General features: G+C 41.9%; 12 protein-coding genes. 6 read left to right on the top strand and 6 right to left on the bottom strand.

Annotated features, from left to right (window positions below):
* Positions 1-4: 4 nt before the first annotated feature.
* Together ACFFRD_RS20040 and ACFFRD_RS20035 are read right to left on the bottom strand one after the other, a co-directional pair.
* A complete protein-coding gene (locus ACFFRD_RS20040; protein ID WP_392483115.1) occupies positions 5-1,162 on the bottom strand; it encodes an FIST signal transduction protein in 1,158 nt (385 codons plus the stop codon).
* 259 nt (positions 1,163-1,421) lie between these two features.
* The gene (locus ACFFRD_RS20035) at positions 1,422-2,918 is read right to left on the bottom strand and encodes a glycosyl hydrolase family 57 (RefSeq protein WP_392482895.1); all 1,497 of its coding nucleotides are present in this window, start codon (positions 2,916-2,918) and stop codon (positions 1,422-1,424) included.
* 77 nt (positions 2,919-2,995) lie between these two features.
* Between ACFFRD_RS20035 and ACFFRD_RS20030 the strand changes: the two genes are divergently transcribed.
* Complete coding sequence (locus ACFFRD_RS20030; protein ID WP_392482894.1) at positions 2,996-3,574, top strand: hypothetical protein; 579 nt, start codon at positions 2,996-2,998, stop codon at positions 3,572-3,574.
* Between the two features lie 60 nt (positions 3,575-3,634).
* On the opposite strand, the gene ACFFRD_RS20025 is transcribed toward ACFFRD_RS20030, so the two are convergent.
* On the bottom strand, positions 3,635-4,507 hold the full coding sequence (locus ACFFRD_RS20025; RefSeq protein WP_392482893.1) for an SDR family NAD(P)-dependent oxidoreductase: 873 nt from the start codon (positions 4,505-4,507) through the stop codon (positions 3,635-3,637).
* Between the two features lie 1,073 nt (positions 4,508-5,580).
* Entirely contained in the window at positions 5,581-7,278 is a 1,698-nt protein-coding gene (locus ACFFRD_RS20020) for an alpha/beta hydrolase (RefSeq protein ID WP_392482892.1), read from the bottom strand.
* Between the two features lie 195 nt (positions 7,279-7,473).
* Here ACFFRD_RS20020 and ACFFRD_RS20015 point away from each other — a divergent pair, with 195 nt between their 5' ends.
* Entirely contained in the window at positions 7,474-8,163 is a 690-nt protein-coding gene (locus ACFFRD_RS20015; protein WP_114080087.1) for a Uma2 family endonuclease, read from the top strand.
* Between the two features lie 284 nt (positions 8,164-8,447).
* Entirely contained in the window at positions 8,448-9,839 is a 1,392-nt protein-coding gene (locus ACFFRD_RS20010; RefSeq protein WP_114080086.1) for a malic enzyme-like NAD(P)-binding protein, read from the top strand.
* 215 nt (positions 9,840-10,054) lie between these two features.
* Here ACFFRD_RS20010 and ACFFRD_RS20005 read toward each other — a convergent pair whose 3' ends face one another.
* Positions 10,055-10,894: an Rpn family recombination-promoting nuclease/putative transposase gene (locus tag ACFFRD_RS20005; protein WP_392482891.1), complete on the bottom strand. Its 840-nt coding sequence runs from the start codon at positions 10,892-10,894 to the stop codon at positions 10,055-10,057.
* A 226-nt stretch (positions 10,895-11,120) separates the two neighbouring features.
* Here ACFFRD_RS20005 and ACFFRD_RS20000 point away from each other — a divergent pair, with 226 nt between their 5' ends.
* Positions 11,121-13,406 carry a PhoD-like phosphatase gene (locus ACFFRD_RS20000; RefSeq protein WP_392482890.1) on the top strand — a complete coding sequence of 762 codons (2,286 nt, stop codon included), beginning with the start codon at positions 11,121-11,123 and terminating at the stop codon, positions 13,404-13,406.
* Positions 13,407-14,930: 1,524 nt separating this feature from the next.
* A complete protein-coding gene (locus ACFFRD_RS19995; RefSeq protein ID WP_392482889.1) occupies positions 14,931-17,507 on the top strand; it encodes a GAF domain-containing protein in 2,577 nt (858 codons plus the stop codon).
* Positions 17,508-17,587: 80 nt separating this feature from the next.
* On the opposite strand, the gene ACFFRD_RS19990 is transcribed toward ACFFRD_RS19995, so the two are convergent.
* Positions 17,588-18,388 carry a histidine kinase gene (locus tag ACFFRD_RS19990; RefSeq protein WP_194142492.1) on the bottom strand — a complete coding sequence of 267 codons (801 nt, stop codon included), beginning with the start codon at positions 18,386-18,388 and terminating at the stop codon, positions 17,588-17,590.
* Positions 18,389-18,743: 355 nt separating this feature from the next.
* Between ACFFRD_RS19990 and ACFFRD_RS19985 the strand changes: the two genes are divergently transcribed.
* Positions 18,744-18,968: a hypothetical protein gene (locus ACFFRD_RS19985; RefSeq protein WP_163930055.1), complete on the top strand. Its 225-nt coding sequence runs from the start codon at positions 18,744-18,746 to the stop codon at positions 18,966-18,968.
* Positions 18,969-18,996: the final 28 nt, after the last annotated feature.

Genomic DNA, 18,996 nt, shown 5'->3' with positions numbered 1-18,996 from the left:
CAACTCATTTTGTTCCTATTAACAGTGTGACAAAGGTTTTGTTATGAACTTGCGTTTGGCCTCCACTCGCTATAGGAGCAATTTCACCATAAGCATAGAAACCACAACAAGGCAATGCGTATGGTAAATGAGTTTTGACAAGCTGATACTCCTCTCTGGTCAGAGTTCCCAGAATTCGCCGACGGGCTGCACAGGAAATCAGCAACGCTGCTGTTGGTTCTAAACCAGGATAATCGGCAAGAGCATTTTTCAAAGATGTCTCAGAGGCTAACAAAATATTGTCACGAGTTGCATCAGTGATTTGTACAACGGCCTGTTCAGGAATATCTAAAAAAAACTTCACGCTACCAGACTGTTGATCGTAGCCATTGGGTGCGCGTAAATAGAAATGATTTTGATCCTCAAAAACTGCCAGAGCATAGATGGCATAATTGGATGCAAATCTTTCTTCACCAAGATAATGCTGATAGAAATCTAAGGCACGCTGTCCATCAATTTCATAGACTACGTTTCCATCCACTTTAGTTACACGGCTACGTTGACTAATGGGAGTCCAACCACAGGCAACTCCGTGAGAAAATAGTAGTTTTCCAGAGAATAGCAGCACTGGAATTGAATCACTCAATACCTCACCCTGGAAGAATTGGTAGGTTTTGTCAAAGGTATAGTCATCGGCAGTCATTCCCCCAATGATGGGAATATGCTCTCCGAGGCTTTGTTTTAAAGCTTCTAAAATTAAAACCCCATTGCTGGTTAGACTATCCGGGAAAGTAAGGCACAATTGTGGTACTGATGCACTTTTTGCCTTAGCTTGGGCGATCGCTTCTTGGGCTGCAAGGGCTGGATTTTTGGATGCTCCTCGTCCAATACCTGCACAAATTTCCACTTCATCGCTAGCAAACAGCATTAAGGTCAGAGAATCTTGCTGAAACTCCAGAATTGAAGAGATTTCTCCATTTGTAGTTCCACCAATCAACTCAATTCCGGGGAAAGCGTCTTGGATGCGCTGTAAAATTAACACATGGTCAAAGTCTATAGCAGTAAATAAAATTCCAGCTTGAGGAAGGGAATCGGCAAGAGAACAGCTACATTCTTGAATAACTTCAGCGATCGCATTTTGAGAATCAGGATCGTCGCTATGGCCAACAACAACTCGAAACACAACTACCTCATTGTAAGTTTTAACCCCAGGTAGCTCATCCAATTTGGATCTCAGCACCCAGCAACCTACACTTAGATTTCCCACTTACTTGAACTAAATCTCAATTCACCTGACTTTTTATCGAAACAGAATTCAGAATTCAGGAGTCAGAATTCAGTAAGACTTACACACACTCTACGAATTCTTGTCATCTTTCTCTACGAGACGCTGCACGTAACGTCTCGCAGAAAGGTCTTGATTCAGACTGCTAAGTTCTTCTTCAATTCATCTGCAATAAGTTTTCGCCACGTTGGTAAATTTCCCGTGCGTGATCAGTCCAAGCACCTTGTCCCCAATAACGAAAACAACTGGTTTGCAGCAAAAGGTTGTGTAGTAGAAGGTTACGATAGTGAGATTGTCTGGTAACAGGTTCTGCTGAATTAAGTTGCTGTAATTGATCAAACTTTTGATGGAATGAACTACTTAATTGATACATAGGAGACAACACATTTTCATATCCTTTGACCCAACTGATATGATTTGTCCATGAGGCTCCATCCAGATGAAAATTAGAGTTTATTTGCTTTAATTCTTGAATCGCATTTTCTACAGCTTCGGGTTGGCAATTATCTGGTGAAACTCTCTCCCAAATCTGATGTTGTCCCACTGGTTGACAAGTTGGATAGTCTTCAGGTTTGCATCCAGCAGCTTCGATAAATTCTAAATATTCTGTACCACACATTCCAACAACACCTGATTTTCCTCCCCCATTATTGACCATATCCCACCAAGCTTGTTTAAAAGCACTAGGAAATTCATTCATCATCACACCGCCGTTTTCCCCATCTCCAATTTGGCTAACTATTGGTGGCACAAAAACACTACCAATTTGTTGTTTGGATAAAGTTTTAGCTTCATAATAAGGCTGCATTTGTGCAACTAATTTAGTATCCGAACCTTGAGTTTTAATTAAGACTGTGATGCTAATAGTTTCGCCTTGAGAATTGCGGGCAATCAGACAATGTGGTAAATGTTTATGAGTCAGAGATTGGCCAGTAAGAGTTTCTACAGAATGTTCTTGAACAAGTAGCCAGCGATATCCACATTCTTTCAGCGCTTTCACAAATTCAAACAGAGCATCAGGGTGATTTGGTAGGTGCATTTCTGGAGGCGAAAAGCCTTTGACTCGTGCTAGTGCTTCCCAGCCAAAAATTGCTGCGAAGTGATGTTGCCATGCAATGATATGCAATTTAATATCTGCTATGGGTGTGGAAGGAATAACTGCATGACCCCACATTGTACCCAGCCATTCTACATACGGTTGATAGTTGCGATCGCAAGTGATCCGTTTGAGATTATCGAGAACATCACTGCGTCCCATTTGCCGCAATCCCCACAAAAGATTACCTGAGTAATCCAACATCACACGGGGATTGCAACCTTGACTTACAAGTTCGGGGATCAAGTCTCCCATCCGGCTGTAACAATATGCAAAAGGATCTGCATTGTGGTTATCCCCCTCGTTGGGATGTTCAAACATGTATTGCAGATTGCTGATCAGTGTACCGCCATTCCCAGCAGGTATAGTTGGCTGGTGCATGTGTAAGGCGATCGCAAACACAGCATTTACGTCTTCTAAGCGGATATTTGTTGTTGGTAAAAATACTGGTTGATCGTGGTTAACTACAGAGAGAACCTCTGTTTCCCAACCAGAAATATTCGGCAAGCCATCAATGATTTCGGACAAACTGCTGAGAGTAGTAGGGAAGGAAAGCATTTCTGGTTGCTCCAATATGAGTTATATCTAGAAAACTTGCGTTTGTATTTAATAATACTTAACTCAGCGTATATACAATGAATACTCCAAGTCACGCTATTCTCAACTTGCTGATTTTCAATCAACAATTGCGAACTCAGGCAAGTCCGGCAATTATCATCGGCGCAGTCTTACCAGATATTCCCATCTTTGTGTTCTACTTTTTAATGAAGTTTGTTTACCATCTGCCGACACGCCAGATTTGGTCAGAAGTCTATTATCAACCTTTTTGGCAAGCTATTGTCAGTACGTTTCATTCAATTCCACTAGCGCTGCTTGGAATATTGATTGCCCATATCTGGAGTTGGCAGTTGATTGAAGTTGGCTTTGCCAGTATGGTGCTACATTCTTTTTTAGATTTACCAGTCCATAACAACGACGCTCACCGACACTTTTTTCCCTTCGGTAATTACCGTTTTATTAGCCCTGTTTCTTATTGGGACTCAAATCATTATGGCGCGATTGCAGCTTTGGTAGAAATCCTCTTAGTTCTAGGGGCAACTATTTATCTATTTCCTTCCATACGAACCTACTGGGGTAAAGGACTGCTAATTGCAGTCAATCTGTTTTATACGATCGGGTATTTCCGTTTTTACCTTTCAGCTAAAGGCAATTGACCCCAGTAGGATAAGCGATGCACTAAAAAATTTAGGACTTATGTGCAGACACATGAGAAATCATGTTCTTGACAAGAACAAATCACCGAAACGATGGATTCTGGTTAAAAAATTCAGTTTCGGGATCAGCTTATTGAGCCTTTCAGCAGGCTGTTGTTTTCTTGGCGCTGGCGGAGTTGCGATTCGTAAAATTAGCTCTAAGAACCAAGGGGCAAGGCGTTGACACAATACGGCTAAATGACTTTGCCACCCGACTAGAATTTCTGGTGAATCATTTTGCATACCAGCGACGAGTGCTTTGGCTACTTGCTGCGGAGTCATGGGGATCACCCAGCGAAATAATTTTAAGTCGCGCACCATGTCTGTGTCTGTGAGGGTAGGCAGTAATGCAATCACTCGGATATTGTGTTCAGCTAGTTCTTGGCGCAAAGCTTGAGTGAATCCTAAGATGGCAAACTTAGTAGCTGAGTAAGTCGCCATTGTTGGTGCAGCCACCTTCCCCATCAGACTCGATACATTGACGATTGTCCCTTGCCTTTGGCTGACCATACGTCGAGCAATCAGACTCGTGAGGTTGTACATCCCTAACAAGTTCACAGAGAGTTCTTCTTGAACTTGAGGCATCTTAGATTGCAAAAACGAGCTTTGGTATGCGACACCCGCACAATTAACCAGCATGTGAATCTGTCCGAAATTGCGCCACAGTTGGGCAACAGCGATATTTACTTCAATTGTCTGCGTCAAATCTAATGCCACGATCGCAGTTTCTGTTCCCATCGCCTCGATTTCGTTAGCTACCTCGACTAACTTTTGGCGATCGCGTGCTACTAATATCAGTCGCTTAATGCCGACTTGCGCTAGCTCAAGAGCGATCGCTCGTCCAATCCCACGCGAAGCCCCTGTAATCAGAGCAACTTTACCTTGAATCTCCATTGGTTTTATCCTCCAAAATCTAAGTCTTACCAACCTCTTCGTTATTGCCGATATACACAATCAAGAGTTACCAAAAAGGGGAAAAGGGGAAAGGGTAAGGGGGAAAGCATAAAGAACTTTTCCCCACAAGAGACTTCTTGGCATTTGTGGGGAAGGGGGTAAAGGGAAAGGGGAAATTTCATTCCTTTCCCCTTTACCCTTTAACCTTTCCCCCTTTCCCTTTCTTCATTTGCTTGTCGGCATCAAGTAAGACAAATAATCTATTGCAATTGAAATCAAACTGAAATTAAGCCTTTGGCAACGAGATATTTCTTGGTTAATCTGCAATCCCTCATAATTGTCTATACGAGGCAGAAATTTCTCGTTTTTAACCAGTCAAAGCCTAACACACTTGGCTGAATGGCTATAGCTCATAGATTTTATTTCTCCTAGATCAGAGCGTTCATCAGCATCGTTGTCATACACACGTTAGCAATTAAATCAAGGTATTGCAATATTCTTTAATAAGGATTTCTTAATTCTTCTTAACGACAAGCATATATATATAAAATATTTTATTAAATAAGTTTTTATAAATCCCTCAGTAGAAATATCTCACTTTCCTGACAAATAGCCTTTTTTCGGGCAATTCTGATATCTAATTCATCTGTTAGGAACAAAAAAGACATATAGAATTTGAGTTTATGCTTGCAATAGTTAGAGTTACTGATTAACGCGCAGATTTCCATCAGCATATTTACTGATTTATTGAAAACAAAGGCTTCTGAGGTTGTATTTATTTAAATAATCCAAGAGGGTTAATACATCATTTTTAATGCAAATTACAACAGCGTTTTATCTGCTGAAACTTTAGTGTAAATAGTAATTTGTTTGGGTTTAGCTTTGAGTTTATCAAAGTAATCTTTGAGACTTGTAGTGTTGCTAATTTAAATCATTCCTGAATAACAAGATCCCCAACTTCTGGCAGAAGTTGGGGATCTTGCTGTAAGTTATAATATTCTGCCTTCCACCACACCTATGTATATTTACGTAATCTTCTTTTCTCCCCTGCTCTTTTCACGATGCGGTCATAACTAACGCGGGGTAGGTTGAGGATTTGATAGTTTGCCTGACTGGGGAATTGACGCACTCCAGATTTGATTAAATTGAGCTACTGATAACGACTGTAAAATACTGAGATTAAGCGGCTCTTTGCTGATAAATGTGGCATAAGATGGCTGCAAATAGGAACGGTATTCAGGGCGGTTGAGAAGATGGGTTTCCATAAAAGCGACGCTGAGGGCATTGAGATAAGAATAAACAGCATCACGATCGGGGCCCAGTAAGGCAGGTGGCACAGGTAAGATATCATTTTCAGGAGTAGGTTCTGCGATCGCTGAAAAGTGGGTGGCGTTTTCAATCAAAGCCAGGTACTTATTGGGATCAGAAAGCCAGGTGAAGGGGCGAATTTGCTCAAATACAGGTGGGGCGAAAATATCTTGACTACCTGCTACGAACATTACAGGCATTTTAATTTGACTGATTCCGCTCTCACCCAAAACTAAGCTGTCAATCGGATTAATCGCCATGATTGCCTTGATGCGATCGTCTTTGAGTTCATAATTTTTTTGGGGTAACTTAGTTGCTTCACACTGCAACAACAGCGACAAATTAAAGGATGAATAATTGGGATTACATTCTTGGCGCAGTTGCTCAAAGTTAATCGTTGCTCCTGCTAGAGTCAAAACGGTATAACCACCAAAAGACTGGCCAATCGCCCCAACTTGCTGAAAATTGAGTTTTCCGTGGAGAGTGGGATCAGATTTTTCTAGACGCTGGAGTTCATCGAGGAGATACTTTATATCCAAAGGTCGATTGATAAATTCCTCTGGTTCTGGTGGACTTGCTAAACCCGCAAAGTATTGCTGAAAACGTTTGGCATTACTACCAGGGTGTTCTAGTACAGCAACAGCAAAACCATAAGATGCTAGATGTTCTGCCAGGTAGACAAAGGTAGAGCGGTCTGAAGCAAGACCATGAGAAATGACAATCAGGGGGAAGGGAGGAGACGGAGAATTTTGATCTGTGGGTTCTGAGTTTTGAGTTGTAGGTAAATAGATATCTACCGGTAGACGGCGTGAGCGAGAAATGTCATTTAACTCCAGGCTTTTTTTCAACCAACGGAATTTTCCTGGCGATCGCAAATCTGGTTGTTTTGAGAAGTCAACAGTTGAATTGGCTGCTTGAGCGATCGCTTCTTTTTGAAGAGAAGCTACAACTTCATCCTTTTTCTTGAGCAATTGTGACAAGTCATCAACTATCCTTAACCCCTCTGTGAAATTCACCCGCACAGTATTGCTAGGAAATTTCCGCAGCAAATTCACCACTGTTAAACCCTCGCGATCGGCAGCAGCCAAAATCAAAGAGGCACGGATGGCATAGAAGCCGTTCTGTCGAGACTCAGTGAGGAGTAATTTTCCTAGTTGTTGCACTACCTCCTCTCCGATCGGTGAGTAAGTGACTTGAGATACTAAAGTAGGCGTGATATTGAACCTTTGCTGGAGCAGATCCCGCAGTTGAGCGAGTTGTTGAGGAGTAGCACGGCTAGCATAAAATGAAAAATCTTGATCGATTTTGCCAACTTTCGCAAAAGTTTCCAGCGAGTCCACCGACAACGAGAATTCGCCGAAGGGAGGATAAAAAAAGTTAATGCGTTCAGCTGCTAATCCGGGAGTAGAAGTCAAAAAGGTAGATAGCAAACCTAAACCCAGGTATCTCAGAAATTTTTTCATTAGAAAAACCCACTGTCTAACCCTGCCAAACAAGTTTGGACAGGATATATTCCCTAGAATTATCCAATTTTAGTATAGACAGTTACATTAAGAAACTTATTGTCTGCGTAGACGTACTCTTGGCGGCTTCTCGAAAACATGAGGCTTCACTATGTTAGATTCAAGCTACAACTCCTGTGAATGAGGAATCAGGTAATGGCGGCTTCTGTAGAACATGGCTTAAATAATAGCGCTTCCATCCCTCCCTTAGAAAGTGGCGATCGCTTAACCCGCTACGAATTCGAGCGTCGTTATACAGCAATGCCTAATAAAAAAGCAGAATTAATCGAAGGAGTCGTCTACGTGGCATCACCACTGCGTTTTAGAAGTCATGGTTTACCTCATGGAAACTTAATTATCTGGTTAGGGAATTACAAAGTTTCCACCCCAGGCGTAGAACTAGGCGATAATGCTACCGTGCGCTTAGATTTAGACAATGAACCACAGCCTGATGTTTTGCTGTTGATAGATAAACCAGCCAGAGGACAGGCATATATCAGTAAGGATGATTATATAGAAGGCGCACCGGAATTAGTAGCAGAAGTGGCAGCGAGTAGTGCATCTATTGATTTGTACGACAAAAAACGCGCCTACCGTCGCAATGGAGTGCAAGAATATATCGTCTGGCAGACTTTAGAGAATAAACTCGACTGGTTCTGTTTGCAAAATGGTGAATATTTGCCACTTGTAGCAGATGCAGATGGTGTAATTAAAAGTAGGATATTTCCAGGCTTGTGGTTAGCTGTTACATCGTTAATTACAGGGGATATGACGAAAGTTTTAGCAGTGCTGCAACAAGGGTTAAATTCACAAGAACACGCGGAGTTTGTTGAGTGTTTAGCTTAGAAATGCTGAAACTATGTATTAAATGATACAAATATTTGTATAGATAAAATATTAAAAAATATCTAGTGTATTTGGGTACAATTACTAAATTGTGACTCATTCATATTAGTAAATGCATTGGTATCAATAAAAATAATTATCAAAATCGCAAACAGTCAAGAAACTAACTACTGAAGCTGATCCCAAGAGTTTACATTCATGATGTTTGTACTGACTACAAATCTCAGATTTTAGTTTTCGTCTCAATTCAATATAAAATCTAAAACTTAAAATCCAAAATCAACATGGCAACCCTAACTCCTAATTCTAGTTTTAGTTTGACACTGCGCTTGCAGATTCCCAATCGTGTAGGGATGTTAGCGTCAGTAACCCAGGCGATCGCAACTACTGGCGGTAATCTCGGTCAAATTGATTTAATCGAGCAAACCCGCAAAGAGTCCACCCGCGATATTACCGTTGATGCTGCTAGTACCGAACATGCTGAAACCATTGTGCAAGCAGTGAAAGCATTACCAGATATCAAGTTACTCAGTGTCTACGATCGCACCTTTAATTTGCATCGCGGTGGCAAAATCAGCATTACTAGCAGAATTCCCTTGAAGAGTGTATCCGATCTAGCAATGGCTTACACGCCCGGAGTCGGTCGAATTTGTACAGCGATCGCTCAAGATCCAGAAGAAGTTTACAAGTTAACCATCAAACAAAACACTGTTGCTATTGTTACCGATGGTAGTGCCGTTTTGGGATTAGGGAATCTTGGGCCAGCTGCTGCTCTGCCAGTCATGGAAGGCAAAGCAATGCTATTCAAGGAATTTGCGGGGCTAGATGCTTTTCCCATCTGTCTGGCTACCCAAGATACAGAAGAGATTATCCAGACAGTTAAGAATATCGCGCCAGTTTTTGGGGGTGTGAATTTAGAAGATATCGCTGCACCTCGCTGCTTTGAAATTGAAAAGAGATTGCGCGAAGAGTTAGATATCCCCGTTTTTCATGACGATCAGCACGGTACCGCCATTGTCACCTTGGCAGCGTTGTTTAACTCTCTAAAACTGGTAAATAAGGCAATGGCAGAAATCCGCATCGTGATTAACGGTGCTGGGGCGGCGGGAGTAGCGATCGCGCGGTTACTCCGTAAAGCTGGGGCAGAAAAAATCTGGATGTGCGATTCTAAGGGGATTATCTCTACCAGTCGTGCCGATTTGACAGAAGAAAAACTCGAATTTGCCGTGAAAGCTCAAGGTACCTTAGCGGGTGCGATGCAAGGGGCAGATGTATTTATTGGAGTCAGCGCACCAGGAGTTTTGACACCAGAAATGGTGCATTCAATGGCGAAAGATCCAATTGTGTTTGCAATGGCAAATCCCATTCCAGAGATTCAGCCAGAATTAATTAGTAAAGATGTTGCTGTTATCGCCACCGGTCGCAGTGATTACCCCAATCAAATCAATAACGTCCTAGCTTTTCCTGGGGTATTCCGTGGTGCTTTAGATTGTCGGGCAAAGACAATTACCACCACAATGTATTTAGAAGCCGCAAATGCGATCGCTTCTTTAGTCAAGCCTTCAGATTTGGATCGCGAACATATTATTCCTTCAGTCTTTGATGAGCGAGTCGTCAATGCTGTTGCTGCTGCTGTACAACAAGCAGCGCGTCAAGAAGGTATCGCCCAGAATTAATTAAATTAAGTTTAAAACCCCCTCCAAATCTAGGATTTGGTAGTCTTCTCTACGAGACGCAAGCGCGAACAATCAGTCGGGGATTCAGACCCGCGACTGATAGCGCAGCGTAAAGCCTGCGGCATAGCTTCTCTACGAGACGCTACGCGAACGCTTAGAGCGAGTCCGTGAGCGTCTTGATTCTGACTCCTGAATTCTGACTTCTGAATTCTTCTTCAAGATTTCGGTTGTACAGCTTGCCTAACAACTTCTTCATCCAAACCTAACGCTTGGGCTATCTGTTCAATACTCAATCCTAACGCCCATAGCTGAGGTATTGTTTCTAGCTTGCCTTCTAGTTTCCCTTCTAGCTTTCCTTCTAGCTTTCCTTCTAACTTGCCTTCTAACTTGCCCTCTTCTTTACCCTCTTCAAAAACTTCTTGGTAAAATTTAGTTTGCTTTAACTCACTTAATCCGAACATTTTTCCCATCTCCTCCCGGCTCAAGCGCGGCAATTTGTAGATTAATATCGTTTCTATTAATTGTATAATTTCCCTCTGTTGGGCGGTATTGAGGATTTCTTTTCGAGCGCTGTTGACAATCTCAATAGCTTTTGTTGTTGCAGTTGATTCTGGTTCGATGATTAGTTTGACTGTCTCAATCCCGATTGATGATGTGGGAATTGAGCTTAACTCGTTCAAGTAAACGCAAGTCACTCGTTGTGAGTTCAGTAATTCTGCATATCTCTCTGTATCTCCAGTATCAACGCTGCGATTGGGGAAGATGACAACACCCCGCCAATTGTTAGTTAATTCAGTTTTGTCGAGATAATTAAAGATTTCGGCGAATAAACGGGAATAAATTTTTTTATCGAGTTGAAATTGCACCTCAGCAAAATAAATCGGTAATTCTGGAGTATCAGGTAAAAATACACCATCAATTCTAAATGCCAGTTGTTTGACTTCGACTGATGAAAATTGGTAAGCACTGGCTAGTGACGGCGGTTGGTTAATGAGTTCAAAGAAGGTGCTGGGTAAGCTTTGAAAGATGCGATAAAATATGCTGTCTGTTTTCAAGTCAGATGGTTTTGAAGTTGATAAGCATATTTTACAGTTTAGCGTAGGCGTAGCCCGCCTTACCCCTACGGGGAAGCAAGCTACGCGTAGCGTCTGCAAGAGTTGGCATCGTTCATCATGGATATGTCAGATCGAGGACTGGCGAAACACTCGTCCCCATTTGGTGATTGGATTATATAAATAAAGCAACATCATCTAAAACACCACCATTTGTCAACTGTTTGCAATGAAGTACCAAGCTGGGGACGAGTTTTTACAACAACTGCCGCTAATTTTGGCGGGGCCAATCCTAAAACATACTGAACCAGAGTCAGTGACGGTATGGGTGGCTCTGAAACAGTCTTGTCAGGTAGAACTCAAGGTTTATGAAACAACAAATAATGGTGAAGCACTAGGAAATTGCTTATTGGAGGGAGAACGCTCTAGCTTTGCACTGGGTAAGTATCTTCATGTAGTTGCAATAACGGCTCGATCCCCGGTTGGATATCGCCTAACTAGCGATCGCCTCTATGCTTACGATCTCCAGCTTACTGCTGCTGACCAAACCCTGCAAATGCAACAAGCATTATGCTCAAACTCTTCTCCTACAGTCAGCATCAGCTACTTTGCTCATCAAAAACCAACTTTTGTTCTGCCGCCAAACCGTCTTCAAGATTTGCAAATTGCCCATGCTTCCTGCCGTAAACCTCATGGTCATGGGTTTGATGCACTACCGATTCTTGACAGTTTAATTGAGGCTTCAGCAAATCAACCTCAAAATCGCCCTCACCAGCTATTTATGACTGGAGATCAGATTTACGGAGATGATGTAGCAGACCCGTCGTTGTGGGTTGCCAGTACTCTTGGTGATGCCCTTTTGGGTTGGGAAGAACAACTGCCGGTAAATGGAGTTTACTGCACTCCCCAGCAGCTACCCCCTGGAGAGCGGGCTGATGTTGCGACAACTGAAGCTGGGTTGACCGCAGGATTACATAATAAATCGGAGAAAGTTAACAGTCATCTTTTCAGCCTGGGTGAATATTACGCTACTTATTTACTAGCTTGGTCGCCAGTGTGCTGGCCGACCACATTTCCTCAAGGACATCAAGTAACGCGCGATCGCCATGCTATCAAAGATTGGAACCAAGCAGTCTGGCATTTGCGCCAATTCATTTATACGCTCTGGAAAGTGCGTCGCGCCCTTGCTAATATTCCCACTTACACCATCTTTGATGACCATGATGTAAGTGATGACTGGAACTTAAATCAAGCTTGGTGTTTGCGGGTGCTGGGTCGTCCCTTGGGGCGAAGAATAGTCCAAAATGCCTTGTTAGCCTACACGGTATTTCAAGGATGGGGCAATACACCAGGGCAATTTACAGAAGGTCAATCCGGTGAAAAGTTGTTGGCGGCTGCACAAGCTTGGTCAGCTTCTCAAGGGAAGGATGCAAAGGCTGATGATGCGATCGCTCGTTATGTCGGTATGCCAGCCAACGATCCTGCCACAGGCTTACCTATTTTAGTCCGAGACGGTTCCGTATTCATTCTGGATCGAGATCCTGAAGCGCTCACTTGGCACTATATAGTCAGAAGCGATTGCCATGAAGTAATTGTGCTGGATACACGAACTTGGCGGGGTTATCCAGCCGATCAAAAACCAATTGCACCACCGATGCTATTGTGTCCAAAAGCCTTTGAGCAACAATTAGTTTTACCTTTACAACAAGTAGCTGAACAAACTAAGATTCAAAATACATTTGTAATTGCGCCCACTAATGTATTTGGTCTACAAGTAATTGATTGGATTCATCATTGGCATTTACAACGCGAGAAGGTTTTTTCAACCGATGTTGGAGATGCTTGGAACATTAATGTGGAAGCACTGGCGCAATTCCTAACTACCTTGTTTGAAGAACGTCAACAAGTCATTATTCTATCTGGAGATATCCATTACAGTTCTGTTGCTCACTTGTCTTATGCACACACCCATTCCAAATTGCAATCTGTATTGGTGCAGTTAACCGCTAGTGCATTGAAGAATGAAGAGATTTTGACGCGGCTGATTCATACACGATTGAAAGATTGGCTACTACCCGAAAAGGTGCGACATTGGATCGGGTGGAGTAACCCACCCAATATGGTAGAAGTTTCTGCGAAACAATTACACCATAATCGCCAGATGCTAACTAACTCTGACTGGCATTGTGTGCTGGAATGGATACCTCGAAACACTGTTCAGACTTCTACCTGCACAGCAGATATATTATCTTTGATAGCTCCCTGGAAACGAGCAGAAAATGCTAAGTGGAAATGGTTGCAACCTCTGATGTTTTGGAAATTTCGTTGGTTTCAGGACGGGCGGGAAGTAGTTGGATTGAATAATTTAGGGCTGGTTCACTTTGAGTTTGCAGACGCGAGTAATTCTGACAAAGTTATTCAAGATTTGTACTGGTTTTCTTGTTGGTATCCAACCCAAGTTGTTTACAGCCGTTTTGAGAGCGAGTTAACGCCTAATCAGTCATTGTTACGATAACCAAAGAGGCAGGGGGCGGGGAGCAGGGGAGCAGGGGAGGAAGATTCTGAAATTCCTCCCGTGTAATCAAGGTTTTAAGAGCAAATAAATTTATTTATGGGCTCGTAGAAATAATTCATCAATTGCACTGTTGACGTGCAAGTTTAAAGCTTAAAGTTTGAACGTTTGAGCAAAAAGGTCGAAGCTTCGAGTTCCGAGGCTCAACGTTCGAGCAAAAAGGTCGAAGCTTCGAGTTCCGAGGCTCAACGTTCGAGCAAAAAGGTCGAAGCTTCGAGTTCCGAGGCTCAACGTTCGAGCAAAAAGGTCAAAGTTCCGAGTTCAAAGGCTCAACGTTTGAGCAAAAAGGTCGAAGCTTCGAGTTCCGAGGCTCAAAGTTCGAGCAAAAAGGTCGAAGTTCCTAGTTCAAAGGCTCAACGTTCGAGCAAAAAGGTCAAAGTTCCGAGTTCAAAGGTTCAATATTGGTATTCTAATCACTAAAAATTGAGACTTTATAAAGTCAACTCAATGAACTAAGGCTCAAATCGCCATTTTATACTTGCATCTTAATGAATAAAGTTAATGAATTAGTTCCAAAATTGAAAATTTGAGTTGAGAAAGATGTAACTGATGTTCTTCCTCTTTGCGTTATAAGTAAATTGGCACGAAAAAACCCAAGTATATTACGAAATGTAAATAGGCTTAAAGCCCTTACTCATGGTCAATACTTCGACTACGCTCAGTACAAGTGACAAAGGACAAATAACAGCCTTCTCCTGTCGGAGACGCTACGCGAGCGCCAGTTACTTTTAATTGCGCCGACTTACTTATTTGGAATCATGGACTTGAAGTTGATAATTCAGCACTTGTGGGTTGATAATAAAGAGGCTTTGGCAATCAAATTTAAGTTTATGGGAGATAAGACAATTCCAATTTATACCTGAATCGATAGCTTAAATCTACTGATTATGATCTAGATATATTTGCTCCAGAAACAGAAATTGCAGCACTTTAACTTCTGGCGATCGCTATTTTAGAGGAAGCTTTACGCTGTAGCCGTGAAATAAATCAATCTCAAGTTGGGGCTTGGTTATTGAGCCAGTTTCAGCAAAAGGATGATTATTAATTTTTCTCAAATTACTTTTGTGTCGTTAGATACCGCTTACTGAGCAGGATTACTTAATAATCAAAATGATTTACATAGTAAAACCGTACAACTTTCCCAAGCTGTACAGCCTGCTCAAATTAGTTATAAATGAAATAGGACTTTGCGTAGGCGTAGCCCGCCGTAGGCATCGCATCTACGCCGTTATGAAAGAAAAGTTACCGTTTTTGATTGATTTTAGTTCCGATGAGCCAAAGCTTTACCCAAGATGGGAGTCAAGCATTTGTTAAAAAAATGTTAGAAGTGGAGATGTTAGAGGGAATGACGTAGAAGGTGAGTGCCTTAAAGTACTCCTGAAAGCCAGTCTTTTAATAAGTTTTGTGTAGAATTTGGTGGTGAGGTCATTTACTTGATTCTCAATTGCAACAATCCAGGTTTCATTTATGAGTCAGTCTTTTTCTCAAAACCAAGCAAGGCGAAATCGTCAACAAAAGCTGTGGCCACAAAAATGGAGTTTAAAGACTAAAGCAATAGTTTGGGCACTAAGCATCAGCGTACTTCCTGTGTTTGCAATTGGGATAGCTACTTACTTCTATGGGATTAATTTAAGTAGCAAACAAATACCGCAAGTAAGACTTGAGAGGGCAAAAAGTTCAACAGAAACTGAAGCTCTACAGAGACAACTGTCGCTCTTGTTAACTGGTATGGGGGTAACGGCAATCTTAGCAGGTGCGATCGCTGTTTTTGTAACTAATCGAGCTATCAATCGAGTTAGCAACATTGCTGCAACTTCTAACGATATCAAAAATAGGCTACGTCCAGACAGTGAGTTTACTCAAACTTTCATCGCTAACGAAGATGAATTAGTGATGTTAGAGAGAAACATCAACTTATTCACAGAACTGCTTTCAGTTTTGGTACAAGAGAAAGAAGCCGAAGCTGATTATTCTCAACTATTAACTAAAATTACCCGATGGGTTCGAGAATCATTCAATGAAGAAGATGTTCTCAAAACTACCTCAGAAGAAATTCGTAAAGCTTTAAGCATTGACCGTGTAGCCATCTTTTGCTTCAATTCCAACTGTAATGGCACCTTTATCGTCGAATCCGTAGCACCTGGTTTACCGAAAATACTAGGGGTTACAGTCTCCGATCCTGGCTTCGAGGTAGGGTATATAGAAAAATACCGGAATGGTTCCACCCGTGCTATTGATAATATCTATCAAGCCGATCTCAGTGATGGTGACATTGAGTTGCTCAAGCAATTTGCTGTCAAATCTAATTTAGTAGCACCTATTTTTAAAGGCAAACAGCTATTCGGTTTATTGATTGCACATCAGTGTTCTAGAGTTCGCTTTTGGCAGCAATCTGAGATTGATTTATTCGCTCAGATAGCTATGCAAGTAGAATTTGCCCTTGACTACGCCAAGCTTTTAGAACAGGTAGACACCAAAGCAGATAAAGCTCAGATATTTATAGAAATTACCCGCAGTATTCGCGAATCGCTCAACGAAGAAGATGTCCTGAAAACCACTGTCGAAGAGGTTCGCAAACTACTTAGTACAGATCGAGTAATGGTTTATAGCTTTAACGCTAATTGGTCTGGAACTGTAATTGCCGAATCAGTGATTCCAGGTTATCCAAAAGTTTTGCGGTCTGAAATCCAAGACCCATGTTTCGGTCAGGGTTATGTAGAAAAGTATCAGTCTGGTCGCGTTGCAATCACAAACAACATTTACCAAGCTGGTTTGGCTGATTGTCACATTAGCCTGCTCGAATCCTTTGGTGTGAAAGCAAATTTGGTCGCACCCATTCTCAAAGATGAACAGCTATTTGGCTTATTAATTGCCCATCAATGCTCCAGACCGCGTGATTGGCAACAGCCTGAAATTGATTTATTTGCTCAGATAGCTATGCAAGTAGGATTTGCTCTCGACCATGCAAGACTGTTGCAACGCATCGAGGCTGAGGGTGTGCAAAGTCAGTTGCTGGTGGATACTATCGGCAGCATTCGTCAATCGCTCAGCGAAGAAGATGTCCTGAAAACCACTGTCGAAGAGGTTCGCAAAGTACTTAGTACAGATCGAGTGATGGTTTATAGCTTTAATGCTAATTGGTCTGGAACTGTAATTGCCGAATCAGTTGTTCTCACCTATCCAAAAATTTTGCGGGCTGAAATCGAAGATCCATGTTTTGGTCAAGGCTATGTAAAAGAGTATCAGTCTGGTCGCGTTCTGGCAATAAATAACATTTACGAAGTCGGTTTAGCTGATTGTCACATTAAACTGCTCGAATCCTTTGGTGTGAAAGCAAATTTGGTAGCTCCCATTCTCAAGGATGAGCAGTTATTTGGCTTATTAATTGCACATCAATGCTCCAGACCCCGTGACTGGAAACAATCTGAGATCGATTTATTTGCCCAGATAGCAATGCAAGTGGGATTTGCTCTCGACCATGCAAGACTCCTGCAACGAATCGAGGCTGAAGCTATGCGAAGTCAATTATTGGTGGATATTACCCGCAGAATTCGCCAATCACTCAAAGAAGAGGATGTCCTGAAAACTACTGTGGAAGAGGTTCGGAAGGCTTTGAGTACTGACCGAGTACTAGTTTATAGCTTTTATGCTAATTGGTTCGGAATTATCATTGCCGAATCAGTGGTTCCAGGTTATCCCAAAGTTTTGCGGTCTAAAATCCACGATTCCTGTTTTACTCAAGGCTATATAGAAAAGTACCAGTCTGGTCGTGTTGTCGCAATCAACAACATTCATGAGTCAGGTTTGGCTGATTGTCACATTAAACTGCTCGAATCTTTCGCCGTGAAAGCAAATTTGGTTGCACCCATTATCAAAGATGAGCAGTTATTTGGCTTGTTAATTGCACATCAGTGTTCTGGGCCCCGTGATTGGCAACAGCCTGAGATTGATTTGTTTACCCAGATAGCTATGCAAGTAGGATTTACTCTCGATCATGCTAGGCTCCTACAAGCATATCAAGCTACTGAAGCTGACTCTAATTAATAGTGAAAAGAAAGATTTTTTAGGGGAAATTCATTTGCCGATTTGCGGTTAAATGAATTGCCCCTACCGCGTATAGTAGCCTATTTATGAATAGTCTCGCGCTCTTTATTAGCAGGTTCCTTATCTTTGAATAAGTCAGCTGCTGTTAGAAGTAACTCCCTTAAGGTTTGTTTGATTTGGCGCTCTTTTCTGGCCAGAGATGTACCAGCTTCACCTAGTTTGTCTTCTAGCTGCGATCGCTTCTGTTCTACCTGTATAGCTACAGACTCTGCTTGGGGACGAGCCTTATCATACCAGTGTTTAGCCTCATCTAGATAATCTTGAACCTCCATAGAACGTCCGCCATAGCGTGCAGCCATATTAGCTCTGACAATAGCTAGCTGTGCTTGCAATTGCGCGTAACGTTTCTTTAATAACCCGACTTCTTCACTATCTTTAATGGCATTGACAGCAGAATCAATTGCAGTTTTGGTACTAGCTGGTCTTTCTTTACCCGTCTCTTCAATCTCTGCCAAGATTACATCAACCTCTTGCTGGAGTTGTTCTTCTTCACCATCTAGTTGAGCTTGGAGCCGCTTGATATCTGTCTGAGTTTTAGCAATAGATTCGTGTCTTTGAGTGTTAATTCCTTCTAGCGCTCCTTCAATAGAAGCTGTCACTTCATCTTTAAGTTCGCTACCTTTTTCTTGGAAGTTTTCAATGACAGCAGAAACAGCATCTCTAACCAGGCTACGAAGTTCAGTAGAACCTTGTTTAAACTCAGAGCCTACTTGAGAAACTGCGGATTTAACAATTTCTCGAATCCGATCGGTTCTTAATTGTCCAGTTTCTTTAGCTTGTTGTAAGTCTGCTTGAATTTTTTCTTTGATATTGTTAGGCATTTTCAACTCTTAGAATTTAACTAATTGGGATAAAACTTTCTAGAAATGTTCTTACATCCACATTATGGCGTAGCCAGATCGGGCTTGGTACTTCCTTTAGATAGAAAATTACAGTTCCAAAGAGGTGAACTGTCAATACTACTCGGTTAAGCATATTTGCACGAACTGAAACCCTACAAACCCTACAAAAGATTGGGTTTCGTTACTCAAACCAATCTACAAATTTTTATCGAACAGAATTCAGGAGTCAGGAGTCAGGAGTCAGAATTCAGAATGAATTTTGGATGATTGAACTGTAGCATAGTGCCAATTTGTGAGATGATTAAAGCTTGTTGGTAGTAATTGACAGTGAAATATGTGGCGAGTAAATATTACTTGTTCAAGTGATGCCTGGAAGCTCTATGGTACTGAATTCAAAGCGATCGCCCAGAAGTATCAAGGGGAATTAATTGGTTCCAAAAAAATGCCAGATGGTACGCGCATCATGTCCTATAAAATTGAGGATGTTAGCGATGCAGAAGCCTTTCAAGAAGATTGTGCAAATTTTGCAGGATTTACAACTGACTTTGAATCCCTGTAGTAATTGATTCTGATACAACCAGTATTCA

This window comes from Nostoc sp. C110 (genome assembly GCF_043099725.1).
Lineage (GTDB): Bacteria > Cyanobacteriota > Cyanobacteriia > Cyanobacteriales > Nostocaceae > Nostoc > Nostoc muscorum_A.
Note: the sequence above shows the minus strand (reverse complement) of the source record. Positions and strands in the feature narration are given on the sequence as shown.